Source organism: Microcoleus sp. PH2017_24_DOB_U_A, from assembly GCF_020738205.1.
Taxonomy (GTDB): domain Bacteria; phylum Cyanobacteriota; class Cyanobacteriia; order Cyanobacteriales; family Microcoleaceae; genus Microcoleus.
On sequence record NZ_JAEQCT010000032.1, the window covers coordinates 65567 to 85849 of the forward strand.

The 20283-nt window shown below is 44.0% G+C and carries 16 protein-coding genes; 4 read left to right on the forward strand and 12 right to left on the reverse strand.

Annotated features, from left to right (window positions below; all coding sequences use genetic code 11):
- Positions 1–7: 7 nt before the first annotated feature.
- Positions 8–409, reverse strand: coding sequence for a GFA family protein (locus JGK07_RS08955; RefSeq protein WP_293182473.1), 402 nt, complete (start codon positions 407–409; stop codon positions 8–10).
- Between the two features lie 33 nt (positions 410–442).
- Positions 443–886 (reverse strand): Rrf2 family transcriptional regulator, encoded by a 444-nt coding sequence (locus tag JGK07_RS08960; RefSeq protein WP_293182439.1) that lies wholly within the window; start codon positions 884–886, stop codon positions 443–445.
- 493 nt (positions 887–1379) lie between these two features.
- Here JGK07_RS08960 and JGK07_RS08965 point away from each other — a divergent pair, with 493 nt between their 5' ends.
- A complete protein-coding gene (locus JGK07_RS08965; protein ID WP_293157313.1) occupies positions 1380–1766 on the forward strand; it encodes an AbrB family transcriptional regulator in 387 nt (128 codons plus the stop codon).
- 655 nt (positions 1767–2421) lie between these two features.
- Here the strand turns inward: JGK07_RS08965 and JGK07_RS08970 are convergent.
- On the reverse strand, positions 2422–2601 hold the full coding sequence (locus tag JGK07_RS08970; protein WP_293190290.1) for a hypothetical protein: 180 nt from the start codon (positions 2599–2601) through the stop codon (positions 2422–2424).
- Between the two features lie 128 nt (positions 2602–2729).
- Here JGK07_RS08970 and JGK07_RS08975 point away from each other — a divergent pair, with 128 nt between their 5' ends.
- Positions 2730–6398, forward strand: a complete 3669-nt coding sequence (locus JGK07_RS08975; protein WP_293182443.1) for a PAS domain S-box protein — start codon at positions 2730–2732, stop codon at positions 6396–6398.
- Between the two features lie 215 nt (positions 6399–6613).
- On the opposite strand, the gene JGK07_RS08980 is transcribed toward JGK07_RS08975, so the two are convergent.
- The 7 genes from JGK07_RS08980 to recQ form a co-directional block, all read right to left on the reverse strand.
- Positions 6614–8005 carry a hypothetical protein gene (locus JGK07_RS08980; RefSeq protein ID WP_293182445.1) on the reverse strand — a complete coding sequence of 464 codons (1392 nt, stop codon included), beginning with the start codon at positions 8003–8005 and terminating at the stop codon, positions 6614–6616.
- Positions 8006–8177: 172 nt separating this feature from the next.
- Positions 8178–9281 (reverse strand): site-2 protease family protein, encoded by a 1104-nt coding sequence (locus tag JGK07_RS08985; RefSeq protein WP_293182447.1) that lies wholly within the window; start codon positions 9279–9281, stop codon positions 8178–8180.
- A 344-nt stretch (positions 9282–9625) separates the two neighbouring features.
- Positions 9626–11266, reverse strand: a complete 1641-nt coding sequence (locus JGK07_RS08990) for an AAA family ATPase (RefSeq protein ID WP_293182449.1) — start codon at positions 11264–11266, stop codon at positions 9626–9628.
- A gap of 261 nt (positions 11267–11527) precedes the next feature.
- Positions 11528–11767, reverse strand: coding sequence for a DUF2470 domain-containing protein (locus tag JGK07_RS08995; RefSeq protein ID WP_366035287.1), 240 nt, complete (start codon positions 11765–11767; stop codon positions 11528–11530).
- Between the two features lie 349 nt (positions 11768–12116).
- Positions 12117–12830 carry a hypothetical protein gene (locus JGK07_RS09000; protein ID WP_293182451.1) on the reverse strand — a complete coding sequence of 238 codons (714 nt, stop codon included), beginning with the start codon at positions 12828–12830 and terminating at the stop codon, positions 12117–12119.
- Positions 12827–13960, reverse strand: a complete 1134-nt coding sequence (locus JGK07_RS09005; RefSeq protein WP_293182453.1) for an AAA family ATPase — start codon at positions 13958–13960, stop codon at positions 12827–12829. The genes JGK07_RS09000 and JGK07_RS09005 overlap by 4 nt, the downstream gene beginning before the upstream one ends.
- Positions 13961–14020: 60 nt before the next feature.
- A complete protein-coding gene (recQ, locus tag JGK07_RS09010; protein WP_293182455.1) occupies positions 14021–16216 on the reverse strand; it encodes a DNA helicase RecQ in 2196 nt (731 codons plus the stop codon).
- A 97-nt stretch (positions 16217–16313) separates the two neighbouring features.
- Here recQ and JGK07_RS09015 point away from each other — a divergent pair, with 97 nt between their 5' ends.
- Positions 16314–16598 (forward strand): DUF427 domain-containing protein, encoded by a 285-nt coding sequence (locus JGK07_RS09015; RefSeq protein ID WP_293182457.1) that lies wholly within the window; start codon positions 16314–16316, stop codon positions 16596–16598.
- Positions 16599–16886: 288 nt separating this feature from the next.
- On the opposite strand, the gene JGK07_RS09020 is transcribed toward JGK07_RS09015, so the two are convergent.
- Complete coding sequence (locus JGK07_RS09020) at positions 16887–17552, reverse strand: L-threonylcarbamoyladenylate synthase (protein WP_293182459.1); 666 nt, start codon at positions 17550–17552, stop codon at positions 16887–16889.
- A gap of 75 nt (positions 17553–17627) precedes the next feature.
- Here JGK07_RS09020 and larC point away from each other — a divergent pair, with 75 nt between their 5' ends.
- Positions 17628–19112 carry a nickel pincer cofactor biosynthesis protein LarC gene (larC, locus tag JGK07_RS09025; RefSeq protein WP_293182461.1) on the forward strand — a complete coding sequence of 495 codons (1485 nt, stop codon included), beginning with the start codon at positions 17628–17630 and terminating at the stop codon, positions 19110–19112.
- 221 nt (positions 19113–19333) lie between these two features.
- Here the strand turns inward: larC and JGK07_RS09030 are convergent, their stop codons facing one another.
- The gene (locus tag JGK07_RS09030; protein WP_293190295.1) at positions 19334–20182 is read right to left on the reverse strand and encodes an ABC transporter ATP-binding protein; all 849 of its coding nucleotides are present in this window, start codon (positions 20180–20182) and stop codon (positions 19334–19336) included.
- Positions 20183–20283: the final 101 nt, after the last annotated feature.

Here is a 20283-nt window from a genome sequence, read left to right on the forward strand (position 1 = left end):
GCCGATTTTAACTGCTGAGATGACTTTCGTCGTGCAGTTCGTGTACGTTCTGTTCCCAATTAACACCGTCAAAGGGTAGAATCTGAAATTGGGAAACGGCATAGTCGTCAAGACAGCGGACGTTGACATCGAATTGATCGGGATGCGATCGGGGACGATAGAACGAGTGAATCCCACAAATCCGGCAGAAAGTATGTTTAGCAGTGCCTGTATTAAATGTATAGGTTGTCAAAACATCTTCCCCGCAGAGCAAGGTAAAACGTTCGGGCGGCACAATCAGGTGCAAAAATCCTTTCTTTTTACAGATAGAGCAGTTGCAGTCAGATGACGAGTGTTTGTCAACCGTGACTGTGAAGCGGACAGCACCGCAACGTGTGCCACCAGAGTAGGTAACAAGTGTTGCGTCCATGTGAGTTGGCGATCGAATGAATGAACTTACCATCTAAATGATAAAGCTAGTTTCTTCTCCGAGAGCAGCTTGCCAACTGCGGACATCATAGTATAAGTCTTCGAGGGAAATACTGTACAGCGCTTCAGCAAGTTTTTTGTGCAATCGGTTCCACAAACTGAATGTTACCCAGTCCTCTGGTTGGGTAGCGTCAGGAGAATGTCGAGGTAAAGGTTCAATAGTTTCCCCTACAGCCTCTAAGATTTGTCCTAAAGAGATTTGAGCTGGCTCCCGAGCCAATTGATATCCTCCCTGGGAACCCCGAACAGATTGGACTAAACCGGCTCGTCGCATTTCAATCAGCAATTTTTCTAGATATGGAGCGGGTAACTCCTGTCGGTTCGCAATCGATTTCACCGATGTCGGCCCGAACCGAGGTTGCAAACTTAGATCCAGTAGAGCTTTGACACTGTAGTGTCCGCGTGTGGTTAACTTCATGGGATTTTAAGAGCGGGGCAAATATTCAGCTAGCTGATAGCTGATAGCTTATGCTACCTAGTTTAGAGATTGCTCGCACGCTCCTGGCAGCTACTCCTCAAGAAAGACTCCACCTTGTTAAAAATATTTAGACAATAGTGGTTAACAATTGAGCCGATCGGTGTAATATAGTTTTATCAAACAATTGGGTTTAAAGCCCCATCCTAAAAAGACGGCTTTCATGATAGAGTAGACTTTGTTGATTCGCGAGATATAAAAATCCGGTCTCAACTCTCTTATTTCAAAAAATCTCAAACAGGTTGGGGCATCAACCTGTGGGCGAGGTGATGTTAGACAGGTGAAGAACCTGCAATCGCTGTTTGAACCCAGAATCCCAGCGCCTTTAGGTGGGGGAGTATGTCAAGACCGGCTATAAAGCTAAACTTTCTTGGTCAAACCAAAAACCAACCGAGAAAAAATCCGTACACCACTTGAATATTTCAGGACTCAGTAAATGGCTAAAAAGAAAAATATCGAACCCCTTGAAGGCGAAGATCTGATCAAAAAGGTCAAAGACCTAGAGAATCTGACCAAGGAAGAAAAAGCTAGAGCCTGTGGCTACTATACCGTTACCAAGAACGGCGTAGAACGGGTCAACATGATGAAATTCCTGAATGCGCTGATTGATGCAGAAGGCATTCAGCTAGATGGGAAGCAAAACGGCAACGGACGCGGCGGACGCTCGGCTAGCTATCGGATTAGCGTTCAATCTAATGGCAACTTACTGATTGGAGCTGCCTACACCAAGCAGATGGAACTCCAGCCAGGAGATGAATTTGAAATTTCTCTGGGACGCAAGCACATTCACCTGCGCCAAATCGATCGCGAAGAAGTATCCTAGGTCTTTACAATTTGCTTTGAATTCTTGCTTGAACGGGTTGGTTTGACTTCAAGCATTGACTGCTGGCAGAGAGTGGGCTCTGAAATTTTGTTCTGAAATTTTTCAGTGCGCCTAAAACAGTATGGATTCTATAGATGGCAATGGCTCGATAAAAGTCAGTGCTACTACTTTATATTTTCTGAGAATACCTATTCTCGCCCCTCGCTATATCCGTTTGGACAAGCGGGGGATTTTCCGCGTAGCTGTTGATAGTTGACAGTTGATAGTTGACGGTTGACAGTTGCTCGAACAACGGGGTGCAGCGGCTTGTGCAAGGCGAATATATCCGTAGGGGCGAAGCATGACAAGAGTCAATATGAGATGATAACTAATAACTTAGGAACGAAAATTTAATAACTTACACTCTTAAAAGTGGGATGGGCGTCCCGCCCGTCCCTTATAGACGGGCGGGACGCCCATCCCACAATCATTAAAATTGTAAGTTATTTAATTCTCATTCCTTATAGGGAGCATCTCAGTTTTGCAAGAAGCATTTTTTATCGTAGTGCGAGCGTCCCCGCTCGCGTGCTTGTACAAACAAGCACGCGAGCGGGGACGCTCGCACTGTAAATGCCAAATTGAGATGCTCCCTCCTTATATGCGGTCATGCTTCGCCCTATTCCAAAACCAGATGCACCCGAACAACGAAGAGGGAAGAAGGAAAAGGAACAGGTTCGAGGGATTTCAGGATGAAGTTTGACGGACAAGCAGATGTATTTCCCGATTGGAGAGTGACTTTTCCAATCTTGTCTGATGCAACTCTCGTGCTGGCGATCGCCAGCACGAGCTCGTTCATTCCCAAATCTCAAATCTCAAATCTCAAATCTCAAATCGACTGACACCGAAGCAACCAGCTTCGATCGCCCTACGTGAAATTATGGGTCGAAACAGTTACAGTGTTAGGGAGCAATTAGTCAGCAGCCTATGCCTTTGTCCCGATTCGCCTTTCAAACTGTCCGACAACCCACAAAAATACCTCTGCGCTGCGTTCTAGTCGGCTCTTTTGTGGTGCAAATCGTCGCAGCAGTCGGGATGGTCGGATATTTTTCCTTTCGCAACGGACAAAGAGCAGTCGAAGAGCTCGCCCAGAAATTGATCGGGGAGACGGGGAAAAGAGTTGAAGAAAAGCTGAGTGGTGTTCTCGAAAATACTCACTGGGTAAATCAACTCAACGCTGAAGCGATCGATCGCAAGGAATTAAACTTACAGTTAGAAAGCCGCCAGCCTCGGGCAGAAAAGTTCCTTTGGCAGCAAATGCAATCGTTTAAAAGCATTCAGTGGATGTCCCTCGGTTCTGAAAACTCAGGAGAATGTCTCGCCATTTGGCGCAACCCTAAGGACAAGAGCTTGCAAATTGTCGTCGCTAACAAATCTACCAACTCTCAGAACATTTACTACGCTACAGACAACAGAGGAACTCGCACGGTTCAATTAAAAGTAGAAGCAGGAACCTACGATGCTCGCCAGCGCCCTTGGTACAAAGAAGCTGTCGCAGCTAACAAACCAATTTGGACGAGCATTTACCCCGGTTTTACTCCGGGGACTGTGTTTATTGCTGCGAGTCAACCGATTCGCGATCGCAATGGTAAATTGCTGGGAGTTAGTGCGGTAGACTTTTCGATCTTGGAAATTCAGCAATATCTCCATCGCCTCAGGTTTAGCAAAACGGGGGAAATTTTCGCGATCGAACGATCGGGCTTGCTGGTTGCCAGTTCGAGTCAAGAATCACCCTTTAGAAAGTTGTCGGGAAAGCACCAGCCGGAGCGGCTGAATGTTTTAGACAGCCAAACTCCTGTTATTCGTACCGCAGCTAAGCATTTGTACGAATACTTCGGGGGCTTTGGCGAGATTAAGCAGCAGCATCAACTGAAATTTAACCGAGACGGGCAGGATTATTTTGTGGCAGTGGTGCCTTTTTCTGATAGTTACGGTTTGAACTGGCTGATTGCGATCGCAGTTCCCGAATCCGATTTCATGGGGCAAGTTAACAGAAATACCCGCAATACGATTGTACTTTGTGTGGCCGCGCTACTGCTATCGACCATTGCCGGAGTTCTGACAGCTAGGTGGGTAACGCTGCCGCTGCTGCGTCTCAACGCAGCAGCTAAAGATATTGCCCAAGGAGAATTCGATCGCACTGTTGGTGTGAGCAGGCTGGATGAAGTCGGTAAATTAGCCCAGTCTTTTAATGAAATGGCCGCTCAATTGAAAAAATCTTTTGAAGCTTTGGCGTCTAGTGAAGAAAAATTTGCCAAGTTGTTAGAAAGCTTGCCCGTTGGAGTCACAGCCCTGACTCCCACAGGTAGCACTATTTTTATGAATTCGGTGGGAGAAGAGCTCACTGGCAAAAGGGCAATGCCAAGTACAACGGCAGCAGGGCTCTCAGAAACTTATCAGCTTTATGTAGCAGGCACCGATCGGCTGTACCCGATCGATAAGTCCCCGTTTGCACGGGCTGTGAGGGGTGCAACAATGATTGTTGAAGATATGGAAATTCGCCTCGGTGGGAAAATTATTCCTTTGCAAGTGCGATCGATGCCGGTGTTTGACGCTCTTGGCAATGTCCTGTATGTGATTATTGTTTTTCAAGATATCACCGATCGCAAACAAGCAGAAAAAATATTGGCTGACTACAACCGGACTCTGGAAATTGAAGTAGCTTCGCGCACAACCGAGTTAGCCGAAATCAATGCCCGCTTGGAAATCGAAATTGAGGAGCGCAAGCAAGCTACAAAAATTATCCGCAAAGAGCGCGACTTTAACTTCAAGATTATCGAAAATTCTCCGATATTTTTTGTGGCGATCGACTGTGAGGGTAAAATCCTGCGGGTGAATGACTGTATGCTGCAAGCTGTGGGCTATACTGCCGCAGAAGTTATCGGCAAAGATTATTTAGCTATATTTGTACCCGAGGGCGATCGAGCCGGATTGCACTCGATTTTTAAGGCCGTCAAAGCCAGCCCGCAAACGGTTAATGAGCACCGGATTGTCACCAAGTCGGATCGGGGTTTGTTAGTCGAGTGGCACGGTACGCCCGTTTTGGATGAAAATGGCAATTTTGACTTTCTTTTTGGATTTGGGATTGATATTGGCGATCGCAAACAAGCACAATTAGCCTTGCAAAAAAGCGAAGCTCTGTTTCACAAATTAGCGATCACGGTTCCCGGAGAACTTTACATATTCGTGCAACATCCCGACGGCTCAGTCAAGATGGAATATATCAGTCCTATGTGCCGAGAAATTCAAGAATTAGAGCCGGAGGAAGTCAAAAACAACTCTGCTTTACTCTACGAACAAATGCACCCGGACGATCGCCCCAGCCACTTCGAGGCAATTGTCAACAGCGCCACAAATCTTGAACCATTTTCCCACGAGTGGCGGATTGTGACAGCATCGGGAAAACTCAAATGGCTGCAAGGCTATTCTCGCCCAGAATTGCGCGAAAATGGAGATATCGTCTGGCACGGCATAATACTTGATATTAGCGATCGCAAACAAGCAGAACAAGAACTCAAACAAGCCAAAGAAGCCGCAGAAGCTGCCAACAAAGCTAAAAGCATCTTTCTTGCCAACATGAGCCACGAATTGCGAACACCCCTCAACGCCATTCTCGGCTTTGCTCAATTAATAGAACCCAGTGCTAATTTAACTTTGCAGGAACAAGAGAATATTAAAATTATTCGTCGCAGCGGAGAACACTTGCTTCAACTCATTAATCAAATATTAGACTTATCTAGAATTGAAGCTCGACGCATGACACTCAACCCAAAAAACTTTGACTTGTACCGTTTGCTGGGCGACGTGCAAAATATGTTTCAACTTCCCGCACAAAATAAAGAATTGCAATTAATTGTCAACCGCTCGCCCGATGTTCCTCAGTACGTACAAGCTGATGATGTTAAGTTGCGACAAGTGCTGATTAATTTGTTAGATAATGCCGTTAAATTCACCCAAAAAGGCTCAATTTCAGTAACAGTAAGACCCAGAATAGAAGTAGCTATATCTCCAGAACCAAATAATAATATCAATCTATCAGAAGCTCAAAAAAATAATGCTTTTATTTACTTTGAAATTGCCGATACAGGGTTAGGAATTATCCCCGAGGAATTAGACAGTATATTTGAATTATTCGTGCAAAGTTCATCTGGTCAAAAAGTTCAAAAAGGTACAGGTTTAGGATTAAGTATCAGCCGCGAGTTCATCAAATTAATGGGCGGTGACATTACCGCCCAGAGCGAAGTTGGACGCGGCACAGTCTTCAAATTTGATATTCAAGTTGTGACGGGAGTCGGCCCTGTTGAACTTATCAATAAATATGTTACAGTAAATAATGTATCGGAGAGTTCAACTATTGTTACCGAAAAAATATCTGATAGTGCTGCAATATTTACGTTGGACTCTAAGCCGCAAGTTTCCCCAGAATGGACGCGCAATCTCAAACAGGCAGTCCATCAGGCTGACTTCGATTTTATTGCCAAAACAATTGAGGAAATTCGCAGCGATAATCCTATTTTTGCCGAAGTTATGATGAATTATTTAGATAATTTTGATTATCAAAAGATACTGGATTTGATTGCAAAATTTGAGCTGTAGGGTACACCTAATGACTAATGACTAATACCAGTTCTCCCCGAAAAAATCAACATTTGCTCTCCTCTACTTTACCATGTATGAGCGTGTACCTTCATAGTGAATTGGTATAAGGTGCGTCGCTATCAGATTGCCGATTAAGTTTAGGGATTTTTCATGGCGACGCACCCTACGAATACATCGCTAATAATGTTCGCGAGCGGGGACAGCGCTAATGACTAATCTCGATTTTTGGGTGTTTGTTTGTGTTGAGAAAAAACTCGACAGTTATTGAGGTCGATAAACAAATGTTCCTCTTGATTGTTGTCTGACATATTCACTAGATTGTATTGAACATTGTCTCCATAAATAGTTAGAGCAATCTGGCAAACTTCTAAAAATTTAATTAGCCACTGACATTCAGCAGCGGAGTTATCTTGATAGTATTCAATTAATCGAGCAAAACAAAGTTCTAAGTAGGTTTGGGAATACGGTGAGATTAAAATTATCTTTAGCATCAAAATCGCTAGCGTTAAAGGATTTAGTTGAGTCACGAAAATTAGAAATAAGGCGGTTGGTTCCCCAGAATTTTCCACTGTCAAACATTTGATTAGATAATTGCAAGTTCTGAGCAACAGGCTACTGTTCAAACTTTCTTCGTCATTCTGGGGATGAAAATTATCTAAAATATTGATGAGTTGTTGGTGATAAATATCAGAACTATTTTTTTTTTCATTGTAATAACATAAATACTTAATCAGAGATTCCTTGAACTGCTTGTAGGTAATATTTTGACTGTGACTGATAAAAAGATTGGCTAAGCTGCGATAGTTCAACGAGCCTCGGTTGACCAAAATTATTTTGATTAAACGCAGGGCTTCCTCTCCTAAAAGTGTGGGATTATGATAATTTTTAAATTTGAATGTGGCTGACTGAGAGCGAGATGTATACATTGCTAGGTCAAACTTATACTTGTCTTTTAACTTCTGGGACAAGAGTTTGGCAGTTTGGCGTGCTTCGAGGGTGTTTTTAGTATCGAGATATTGAGTGGCTAGCAAATAAGGCTGATAGCGAGAAGTCCAGTGCTTTTCTACGGGCCGGTAGTCGCCGTACTTCAATACAAATAATTTGATGTTTTCATAGTCTTGGCTGCTGACAAAGTTTGTCAGCCACACTTTCAGTCTTTTGAGAATATTGTCTGCGTGAGGCTCGCTGAGGGTTCTCTCGCTAATAATTGTAATTAATTTCCGAGCAAGTTCGTATTGTTTGTTGGATATCCAGTTATTTAATAAGATGTAAGAGCAGCGTTTAAATAAGTTGTTAAATTCTTGTTGACTGTTAAATTCAATTATTATGTATAGGGATTGAATTAATTTAGGGTTAACTGGAGCAATTAGTTCTATAAAGATTTTTTTGAATTCCTGGAGACTAACTTCTGGTTCCGAGTTGTTGATGTGATATATGAAAAATTTGTAAACGATCTCTTGAGCTGCGAAAACTGTCAGCTCTGATTTTTGTAATTGAGCTGTTGGTTGAGACGATCGCGCCTCGGGCAATATATTGTTTTTTAGAGTAGGTAGAACTTTTGACTCTTGGGTTTCGGATTGAGAGGTAACGTTCTGAGATGGCATACCGTCCTCGCTCAGATGATCAATACACTATTATAGTTATTTATTGCTGCTTTGCAGCTAATAATTTAGTATTTTACTTGACTTTTGGGTAGCTACAGTTAAGCCCCCCGATCGCCCTTTTGGTAAGGCAAATCGAGGGGGTTAACTGTTATTTGTCAAGTATCTGAGGGTGTCAAGCAGGGTTTGCTTGAGCTCGTCTTTGCAGGAGGCGGGCAATCTCAGCTTTTTCTACAAGCCCGACTAGGACGCCGTTTTCGCCTGTGACGGGGAGTTCTTGGACTTTGAGTTGTTCGAGGAGGGTGACGACTTCGAGGAGGGACAATTCGGGTTTGACGGTGGTGGAAAATTCGATCGGCTTCACGAGCTCTTTAACTTGAACTTGGGGCCAGCTTCCGGTGGGGATGGTTTTCATGTCGTCAAGGTCGATCGCACCTACCAATTGTCCGGCATCATCGGTAACTAGGAACCGGCGCCAGGTGTGAGTGCTACCGATGACGTAGTTGTTGGCAAATTCTCTGAGGGATAAGTTTTCTGGGACGATCGGGCTTTCGGCAGTCAAAGCATCTGCGGCTGTGAGTCCTGCGAGTTCATTTTGGACTGTGGCATACTGTGCAGACTGACCGGCATTTTGCAGCAAGAACCAACCGATTACTAGATTCCAAATATTGCCGAAGATGCCTGTAGCAATGGCAATCCAGCCAATGATTTGACCGACGCGGCTGGCAAAAATTACGCCTTTGTAAGGGTTGCCGGTAATCTTCCAGACGATCGCTTTGAGGATGTTGCCGCCATCGAGGGGCAAGCCGGGAATTAAGTTAAATAAGGCTAAAGCTAGGTTGATGGAAGCTAAAAGTTGAACGATGGCTGCGGCTGGGCCTGTGAGGGCTGCACCGACGCCGATAACTGTTAACAAACCAGCCAAAAATAAGCTGACTAACGGGCCTGCAATGGCGACCCAAAATGCTTCGGCTGGGGTTTTCGATTCTCTTTCTAAATTAGCCAGTCCGCCAAACAGAAATAGCGAAATCGATTTCACGCCAATTCCCTGTTTGATAGCTACCCAACTGTGTCCTAATTCGTGGGCTAAGACGGAAGCAAATAACAGCAGGGCTGCGAGTAATCCTAGCAGCCACGGCGCTACGGGGCCTAATGTGGGAAACAGGGCTGCTAGTGCGCCGCCGTATTGCCAAGTTACTAAACCCAGGACTAAAAACCAAGAAGCGTTGACAAAAAAGGGAATTCCAAACAGGTTGCCGACGCGAAATGTACCGTTCATAATGGCTACCTCTGATATTATGGGTGAGAGTTTTTTGCTCTCTGTTTCCTTATCGTAACGAAATGTAACTGAGATGTTAATGGTTGAATTAGGGTGTTATCCGTCTGGGGAGGTTCGGTTTGCGGAATAATCACCGTCGAGTAAGGTTCGTAGGGTGCATCTCCATGCAAGCGAATATATCCGTAGGGGCGAAGCATGACGGCAGAAAATATGGGATTATAACTAATAATTTATATGCGGTCATGCTTCTTCAGGCTTCAAAAACCAGATGCACCCGGTTTGATCGTTCGGACTTCAGTCCTCTGAATTAAGGACTAAAGTCCTTACTACGAACCGAAATTCAGTTAATTATCGATCGCATCTTCACCCAGCGGCCGGCTGTAACGCTTCAATTCATCAATCAATCGAGTATCGTTAGAAGCTGTTCTCGCACCTGCTTCGGCAGCCCAGTGCTTCAAATCTTCAATTTGCGATCGCGCGATCGCAGCTAATGGTACTGTATCCTCGATCGACCTCAAAACATCCTCCGTCATCAAATCCCGGCGCTGCCCGTTCACAAAAGTGCCAAAAGCCCGGTACAATCCATCAATCACCACTTGCTCAATTTCCGCACCGCTAAAATTCTCAGAAGACTTCGCCAAAATTGCCAAATCAAAGTCGCGGAATCTAGTGGGGCGCAAACGCTGTAAATGCACCTTAAAAATATCTTGCCTTTCTGATTCCGAGGGTAAATTCAAAAAGAAAATCTCATCAAACCTGCCCTTTCTCAGCAACTCAGCGGGCAAAATCCGCACGTTATTTGCAGTTGCGACGATAAACACTGGGCTAGTTTTTTCCTGCATCCAAGTGATCAAACTGCCGAATACCCGGCGCGAAGTTCCCGAATCGCCGTCGCCGCCGCTGATGATGTTGCCGAAGGCTTTATCTATTTCATCGATCCATAAGACGCAAGGTGCGATCGCCTCTGCCAATTGTATCATTTGCCGAACCCGGCTTTCGCTTTCCCCGACAATGCCGCCGAACAATCTGCCAGTATCCAAGCGCAGCAGCGGCAAACGCCATTCACAAGCAATAGTTTTCGCCGATAAAGATTTGCCCGTTCCTTGAATTCCTACTAACAAAACGCCCTTAGGATTGGGTATACCGTAGCGGCGGGCTTCGTCAGTAAAAGCATCTTGCCGCATCTTTACCCACTGTTTCAAATTCTCCAATCCGCCGACATTTTTTAAGGATTCTCGGGAGTTGCAAAACTCCAAAATTCCGGTTTGGCGAATTGCTTGCTGTTTCTCTTCCAAAACTCCGTCAATATCTGACTCGTTAATTTGCTGTTTGGCGGCCAAAGCTTTAGCTAAAACCCGCCCGATGCGAGCGCGGCTCAAACCTTGACAAGCTTTAACTAATTGTTCCTTTACTAAGCCGCTAACTTGCAACTGTTCCGGCTTTTCCACAACGTGGGAAATTAAATGATTGATTTCTTGGATGTTGGGCAAAGGGAAATCAATTACTGTTACTTCTTCTTTCAATTCCTCCGGCAATTCTAGCGCGTGAGAAGTGAGGACGATCGTTTTTTTGCTGCGCTTCAATTCCCTGGTTAAATTACGTAATTCCCGGATTACAGGAGCACTTGTACTGCTGTAGGGATATTTCAAGATTGGGTGCAAATCTCGGAGTACAAATAGAGTATATTCTTCGACAGCGGTCTTGCCGATGCGATCGAGCGCTGCCATTACTGAACCTTTTCCAGAACCGTTATCTTCCCAGCCGCGCACGATATCCCAGAACAATACTCGGCGCGCGGGTGTTACTTGCAGCGCTACTTGGGCAATTACAGCTTCGACTGGTTCTTCTTCGGCGCCGACAATGTACAGCAGGGAGTACCGGGCGCGAATCATCAAATCCAGTCGCTTGATTAGGGCATCGAAAGGGTTATTTTTACTGCCATTTCGGGCATCTAATTCTTTAGAATTGGGGTATTTTTCTGTCATTTTATTTGATATCTTAGATGTAAATTTAACTTGATTAAATATTTTGTTTGGAGTAAGGACTTTAGTCCTTATTAATCATTTCACCAGACTCAAGGTTTGTAGTAATGACTTTAGTCCATATCAAGGATTTAAACGGACTAAAGTCCGTACTACGAACGAACTTTGAAATTATAACAGAATAGGGATAATTTGGCTACTTAGCAACTTTTCGGGCTTGTTTCACCATGTCAATGAGAGTGTGGTGAGCATCTTCGGCGTCTACTAAAGTGCGATGGCTACGCCCCGGCTTACGCCTACGAACTTTACTCTGACTGGCACTATTTCGTCATTGACTTGAGCGGTTAAATCCATACCGTTGGCATCAATAGCGAGCATTTGAGCTGATGTCGCCTCGGGTTGGCCACCGTAGGCTTGAGCGTACAAAACTACGGCGCTAGCGCGATCGTCGTTCATGTGAGTGCAGATGCGATCGCTAATTTCGGTGGAAAACTTTTCTGACATAGGGATTCCTCATATGCAATATTGCGATCGATTGTACTGTGAATCGGAGTTGACAAGATACTTCGCAATTTGCTAAGATTAAATTCAAATGATTTTAGCGAGTCAAATCGATGCGTAAATTTGTTTGTTATCCACGAACTGTATGCACGTTATCTCTCAATCCGCGGGATTATATGACTGTATGCGATTTAAGGGCGATCGGGTAAATAGCTAGTTTCACAAAAATTCGAGAGTTAACAACACATTTTATAAATTCTGTCAATATCCTGAAGATATATTGTTTGATAGTTAAGAGAGCGATCGGTGCGATCGACTAGATGTTCTGCGTAATTTCTGTAATTATTGCGATTTAATGCTGCAATTTAGATTTAACTCTATTACAAAAATCGACAAAATGACGAAAAGTAGTCAATTGTTCTGGCTTCTCTTCAATTCTTTTCAATAGCTGTTCCAAATAAAAGGGCTTGAGTGCATCTCCGGGTCTTGTTTTAGAATATGTGGTATGTTTAGCTACCAATAATGCTCTCAAATAAGCTCCGTGAAACTGAGCGTGAGTATGAAATTTGTGATATCTTCCCATCTTTTCAGGACACTCAATGGAAACATCGTAATACTTATTATAATCTAATAAATCTAATAAAAGTTGGCTTTGATGATCTCTTAAATGTTGAGGATGTCTTGAATAAATATTGCGATTGCCCAGAAGCCAACTTTCCAAGCAGCGATTTTGAACAATTAGCACAAGTTCTGTATTTTTTAATACTAGCTTTTCCTGATTTAAAAAATCATAAATTTCTGCGTACCTTTCCGCAACAGTATTTTCTTCCGCATCAAAGCACACTACAAAATAGTTGTATTTTCCACTTAAGTTAATTTCCTCAATCGAAGGAGGAATAAAATCATATAATGATGGATATCCTTCACCACTAATCAGGTAATAATTTTTTTCATTCACCTCATCGTAACTCTGAACTCGTGTTAATTCAGGCAACAGATGACTTAGCCAAGCTGGATAAACTTTTCTCTCCGATTGCATCCCTTCGACTAAAAAATATAAATTCATTCAACTTTAATTCCTTCGCTATATTCTTCGAGATTAATCAATTGTGTAAAAGCCTGATGCCTAGATTTTCCCAGGTTCAAATCTTTCGCATCAGTTACCGTTACTACACCTCCCTTGCGAGTTACTATTTTCCAGTATTCCATGCTGATATTGTTGATTATGTACGGGTGATGACTGGTGAGGATAAATTGAATATTTCGGTTTTCCGTGAGCAAATCGGTAACAACATCGATACAGTTAATCCCCAAGCTGTTTTCAAATTCATCGATCAGAATTACAGTTCCTTGTGGCGACAAGTACAGTTCGCTAATGAGAATTAGCGTTTTCAACATTCCCGACGAAATGTTATTTTGCAAAATCCAATCATTGATACTTTTCTCTTTGATCTGAATCGGAAAATTCGGAAATAATGGATTGTCATCATTTTCGACTGCTTCTATTTTAATATCTTCAATTTGAGGAAATATATCTATAAATTTGCGTTTGATTTCATGAAAAGTATCTGGGTGATGGCGAGCAATTAAAGCAATTTTGATTAAAATTGGTAAATTACTTGATTTGATATCATCTAGTGAGAAAATATTAGTTGAAAATATCGATATTACCCTGTGAGGCATACCAAAAACTTCATTAAAAGAAACACTAAGATTGTCACTATAAATGATTTTATTAAAACCTTGCTGAACAGGTAAAATATCTTCCTCTTGATTTAAGATTTGTACTGCGCTTTGAAAAGGTGATAATTTGGGCGTTGTGTTACCTTTAAACTTGATTTCAGTAGAGTTTCTTTCGATAATTGTATCTCCATTTCTAGATAAATGCTCGCGGACAATCCTAAAGTTACTGGCTTCGTCTGCCTGATTAGGAATTATGACAGGATTTTTTTTCGTTTCAAACTCGCCTTGCCATTGGTACTCCACATCATCATCTATTGTCGAAAATGTGATATCCCACGCTAAGCCATTTAATGAAGCACCATTTGCTATCTCTTTTAACCTCGAAATTCCTTTGAGTATTTGAGTTTTGCCAACGCCAGATACCCCAACTAGCAAGGCAAGATTGGAAAAATAGATTGGTTCAAAACGCCACTCTAATACACGATCGCAAAAAGCTACTTTCTTAATTCTCATTTTCCGCTCCTATCTATTAATCATCTGCGTCCATCAGCGTTAATCCGCCGACATCTGCGGTTAAAAGCTGACATAATTTTGCCGCCACCAAGCGCGGACAAACTTAATTTCCTCAAACGTATAACGTTCTTGCAAATACTCATAAATTACTCTCAATCTCTCATCTCCAACAACTTCAATTGCTTGTACAATTGCCTGTTGGCTTTCCGATTCTACTAACAAATTTATATCAACTTCCCGACCCATATCCATCAATTCTACCAGATGTCCCGCAATAGTAGTCGGACTCATGCCCCGCGCATTGGCTATGGCTTGAACCGTCAAACCTTGGCGGTATAATTCCCAGGTTTGCATCTGCGAATAAGATGGAGCATTAGCAAGAGTGGGAAGATTTGCGACATCAGCAGATGCTGTACCGATTGGCAATCCTTGTTCTTTGCAAAAAGTGTGAATAGCCTCTAAGAAAACTTTGCCGTACTTATCTCGCTTGTTGCTACCAACGCCGTAAACTTCCTCAAATTCGGTGAGATTTTGCGGGCGTTTTTCTGCCATGTCTCGCAAGCTTCTATCGGCAAAAACTACGTAAGGCGGTACAAATTGTTCGTCGGCAATTTGTTTGCGGAGACTTCGTAATATGGAAAATAAGCCTTCTACTTCTACTGCTAAAGAGCGAGTTCTTGCCTGTACTTCCCGCGGCGCTTCAATGGCGATTTCAACTGTGCGCTGGCGTTTCATGATTTCCCAACTTTTCTCGTTGAGTTTTAAAATGGGAAAGCCGTCTGTTTTTTCGTCTAAAAAACCTTGGTTGATCAGCGAACGACTTAATTTTTTCCACTCGTCGGCAGTTCTATCTTTGCCAATGCCGTAGGTGGAAAGTTGGTTGTGCTGGTATTGCAATATTTTTTGACTTTTGGAACCCCGCAGCACGTCTATAATGTGATTCATCCCGAATTTCTCTTGACATCTGGCGATGCAGGAAAGAAATTTCATGGCTTCAAGCGTCCAGTCTTCTACGGGTTTTTTGTTGCAACAGTTGTCGCAGTTGCCGCAATCGCCGGGAAATGAATCGCCGAAATAACTTAGTTGGACTGTGCGGCGGCAATCGCTGGATTCTGCATAGTTGATTACTCGCCGTAGTTGTTGGCGGGCTATTCTTTGTTCTTGTTCGTCGGGTTTTTGTTCGATGATGTATTCGATGGTTTTGACATCGCCGAATCCGAAAAATAAGGTGCAGTGGGATGGTTCGTTGTCTCTGCCTGCGCGGCCTGATTCTTGATAGTATCCTTCTAGGTTTTTGGGTAAGTCGTGGTGAATTACAAATCGCACGTCTGGTTTGTTGATTCCCATGCCGAAGGCGACTGTTGCTACCATTACTTGTACGTCGTCGCGGATGAATCGGGTTTGGTTGGTCGATCGATCTACATCGCTCATTCCGGCATGGTATGGTAGGGCTTGGATGCCACTTTGCTGCAATTTGTAGGCAACTTCGTCAACTTTTTTGCGACTGAGGCAGTAGATGATTCCTGAACCGCCTTTTTTTTGGATGATTTGCAAGACTTCGGCAAAACTGTGCTTGGTTTTTTGGCGGACTTCGTAGTATAGGTTGGGGCGGTTGAAGCTGGCGACGTGGATGTAGGGATTTCGCAGGTTTAGCTGCTGGATGATGTCTTGGCGGACGCGCTCGGTGGCGGTGGCTGTTAGTCCCATAATGGGGATGTCTGGGTAGCGATCGCGCACTCGCTCCATTTGCCTGTATTCTGGTCGAAAGTCGTGTCCCCATTCTGAAACGCAGTGGGCTTCGTCGATCGCAAATGCCGAAATTCCTAACTTAGAAGCTACTATATCTAAAAACGGTAAAAATCTCTCGCCCAGCAAGCGTTCGGGCGCAACGTACAGTAGTTTAATTTTACCTTCGAGAATTGCTGTTTCGCGCGATCGGGTTTCCATCGCGCTCAAAGTGCTGTTGAGAAAAGTCGCCCCAATCCCATTATCCTGCAAAGCTTCCACCTGGTCTTGCATCAGGGCAATCAGCGGCGAAACCACCACTGTCAATCCCGGTTTCAACAAAGCCGGTAATTGAAAACACAAAGATTTGCCACCGCCAGTCGGCATGACAATCATCATATCGCGTTGTTGTAAAGCAGCTTCGACAATTTCCCGCTGGCCCGGGCGGAAAGAGTCATAGCCAAAGAAATGTTTGAGGGATTGTTCGAGGGATGAGGGCGCGAGAGATGTTGGCGGATTCGACCCTGACATTTGCAGTAATTGGTTGTTGACTTCAACCTTATTCTAGGTCTTTTGAGCACAAATACAGTTACAATATTTGAGAATCTCAATTTAAGCAGATAAACCGATGCCGAAAGCAATTTGGAATGGTGCCGTTTTGGCCGAGAGCGATAAGTGCGAAATGGTAGATAATAACTATTATTTCCCGGCGGATGCCATCAACCGCGAGTATTTCAAGGATAGCAGCACTCACACTACTTGCGGTTGGAAAGGTGTTGCTAGTTACTATAGTGTTGAAGTCGGCGGACAGGTTAATAAGGATGCTGCTTGGTACTATCCTACTCCGAAAGATGCTGCTAAAAATATTGCAGGATATGTTGCTTTTTGGAAAGGAGTTAAGGTGGAGGCTTAGGTCTTTTTCGCAGGTTTCTTAGCCACGATTTAGACAAGTCAAGATAGAGGACACAACGTTGTTGTGTCCCTACGGGTTATTTGAATTAAATTTGATATAATACCGGGCGGTTGAAACCGCGTCTATACAAACCAAACCCACCTCAGTGGGTTGAAGAATGATATGATACCGGGCGGTTGAAACCGCGTCTATACAAACCAAACCCACCTCCGTGGGTTGAAGAATGGACGGAGATTAATTCAAGATAATTTGCGAGTTTTGCAATTCAAGTCTAATTCCTCTTAATTTTTAATCTTGTTCCCAAGCGGCGGCCGCTTCCCATCCCAAACCGCGACGAACGACAATTGGTTTGTTTTCAGTTAAATCGAGAATGGTAGAAACTTGATATCCTGGATCGGAATCATCATCGACAATGATATCTACTAACTTTAAAAAACAGTCAAATAGTTCAGCTTTGCCAAAGCTTTCTGCTTTTGCAGCAGGTACTGGTGCAGCACCTTCATCATCAGTGGTAATGTGAGCAGATGTGGAAATAATCGGATTTCCCAAAGATTCTAGAAGTGTAAAACAAAGCGGGTGGTTGGGAACGCGAATTCCCGTGGTTTTGCGTTTTGGGTTCATTACCAATTTGGGCACTAATTTGGTAGCTGGTAGCAGAAATGTGTAGGGCCCGGGGATTAACCGCTTGATGATTCTGTATGCTTCATCGGTGACGGCAGCATACTCGGTGATATTTGACAATGAGGAACACATAAATGTTAAAGGCTTATCATTGGATAGTTGCTTGATCCGCCTGACTCGTTCTACGGCAGATTTGGAGTTGAGATCGCAGCCGATCGCGTAAACTGTATCTGTGGGATAAAGCATCACGGCCCCATCTTTGAGAGCTTTTGTAATCTTCTCGATTCGGTCTTTCTGGGGTGCAACTGGATGGAGTCCGTAAATAATTGCCATGTTAATATATTCCAGGCTAAGTGGGCGATCGACAAATGTGCTAAAACAATCAATGTTGAAAATTAATTGTTAATAATGAATAAAATAGCTTATTTTGACTGCCCAACCGGCATTGCTGGCGATATGTGCCTCGGAGCTCTTGTACACGCGGGCGTTCCCTTAGAGTACCTAATCGAAAAACTCCATTTACTAGGCATTTCGACTGAGTACCAATTGCGGGCCGAATTAGTTCACCGGAATACTCAACAAGCAACTAAATTTTATGTCGATTTAGCTGCGGATTTGCCTTTAAAATCAAACAATCTGGCTGCTGACTCCGCCCTCGATCCCTCGGAAACTGAATCGCCGACTTTCGATGCGCGCCACCACCATCACGGGGAAGAACATTCTCACACTCACGGCGAAGCAGATGCGGAAATTAGCCACACTCATCACCGCCACTTACCAGAAATTGAGCAAATTATCGTCGCTGCAAAATTGCCTCCGCGGGTGGAAGCTTGGAGTTTGGCCGTATTTGGCAAGTTAGCAGATGCAGAGGCTGCCGTACACGGTATTCCCCCCAGTGAGGTTCACTTCCACGAGGTGGGGGCTACGGATGCACTTGTTGATATTGTCGGTACTTGTTTGGGTTTGGATTGGTTGGATATTGATGAGTTTTACTTTTCGCCGATGCCGACTGGTGGGGGTACGGTGAAGGCGGCCCACGGTAGGTTAGCTGTACCTACGCCTGCTGTGATGCGGTTGTGGGAAACGCACCGAGTACCGGTTTATAGTAATGGAATCGATCGCGAATTGTGCACTCCTACAGGAACTGCGATCGCCTGTACTCTCGCCTCTGCTTTTGGCCCGCCGCCACCGATGCAAGTTCAGCTAATTGGTTTGGGTGCAGGTTCGCGAAATCTGGCAATTCCTAATATTTTGCGCCTCTGGATTGGGGAGAAGGAAGAAGGAAGAAGGAAGAAGGAAGAAGGAAGAGGGAAGAAGGAAGAAGGAAGAGGGAAGAAGGAAGAAGGAAGAGGGAAGAAGGAAGAAGGAAGAAGGAAGAAGGAAGAAGGAAGAGGGGAGAAGGAAGTATTTAACCAATTCCCAATGCCCAATTCCCAATGCCCAATGCCCCATTCCCAAGAAACAGTCTGTGTTTTGGAAACGCAAATTGATGATTTAAACCCGCAGGCGATTGGGTATGTTTTTGATGCTTTGTTTCTCGCCGGAGCTCTGGATGTTTTTACTACACCAATTGTGATGAAAAAGTCGCGGCTGGGGGTTTTGTTAAGTGTGATTTGTCATCCCGAATTTCAGGATGCTTGCGAAGCTGTGATGTTTCGAGAGACTACTACTCTGGGAATTAGGCGATCGACTCAACAGAGAACTATTTTGGATAGAGAAATCCAGAAAGTTCAAACAGAATACGGCGAAGTGCAAATAAAAGTTGCTAAGTCGGGAGAAACGATTGTTAACGTACAGCCGGAATACGAAGATTGTGCGGAAATTGCCAGACTTAAAAATGTTAGTTGGCGCGAAGTTCATCGGTTGGCGCTGCAACTTTGGTACGATCGTTAAACAGTTGACAGTTGACAGTTGACAGTTGACAGTGGGTGCAGCGACCTGTGCAAGGCAAATATATCCGTAGGGGCGAAGCATGACCGCAGTCAATATGGGATTATAACTAATAACTTATATACGGTCATGCTTCTTCAGGCTTCAAAAACCAGATGCACCCTTGGCAGTTGATTTGAGTAGGTACACAATGGACACCTTACATAAAGGTTTTTTACAGGTTTTTACAGCAGTCTGCGGGTTTGTAAAATTTGTTGTTGCAATTCCTCGAAAGCGGGCAGTTTTGAGTTAGGATTTTTGTCAATGAGATCCTTTATTTGGTCGATTAGCTCGATCGCCAGCGGTACGCCAAGTTGCAATTGTTCCAAGACATCCCGCTGGGCAAAAACGGCTTCGGGTGTGCCTTCTAGAATCAGTTTTCCGCAATCCATCACAAACACCCAATCGGCCCAGCGGTAGATGAAATCGAGGTCGTGACTTGCTAAAAGTATGGTGGTTCCGGCTGCGTGAATTTGTTGCAGCAAACCGATCAGTTGTTTGGTGTGGCGCGGATCGAGATAGGCGGTAGGTTCGTCTAGCAGCAGCAGTTTGGGTTTGAGTACCATGATATCGGCGATGGAAACGCGCTTTTTTTGTCCTAAACTAAGGTTGTGGATTGGTTCGCGGGCGAGTTCGCTTAAGTTGAATTGCTCGATCGCCTTTTTTACCTGTTGAGCAATTTCGGATTCTGGCAATCCTAGATTGTACAATCCGTAGGAGATATCCTCTTCGACTGTGGAAGCAACTAACTGATGTTCGGGATTTTGAAAGACGAGTCCGATTTGTTGGCGCAGTTTCATGAGAGATTTGCGATCGTAACGAAACGGTTCGCCTTCCCAGCGAATGATTCCCTGTTGCGGTTGGTACAAGCCATTTGCTAGCAGAAACAAGGTGGTTTTGCCGCAGCCGTTTTGACCGATGAGCCCGCAGCGCTTCCCCGCCGGGATTTTGAGGCTTAAATCGTGAATTGCTACTCGCGAAGTGCAGGGATATGAGTAAAAAGTGCGATCGAATTCTAGAATTGATTGAGACATATATTGGTAATTGGTAATTGGTAATTGGTAATTGGTAATTGGTAATTGGTAATTGGTAATTGGTAATTGGTAATTGGTAATTGGTAATTGGTAATTGGTAA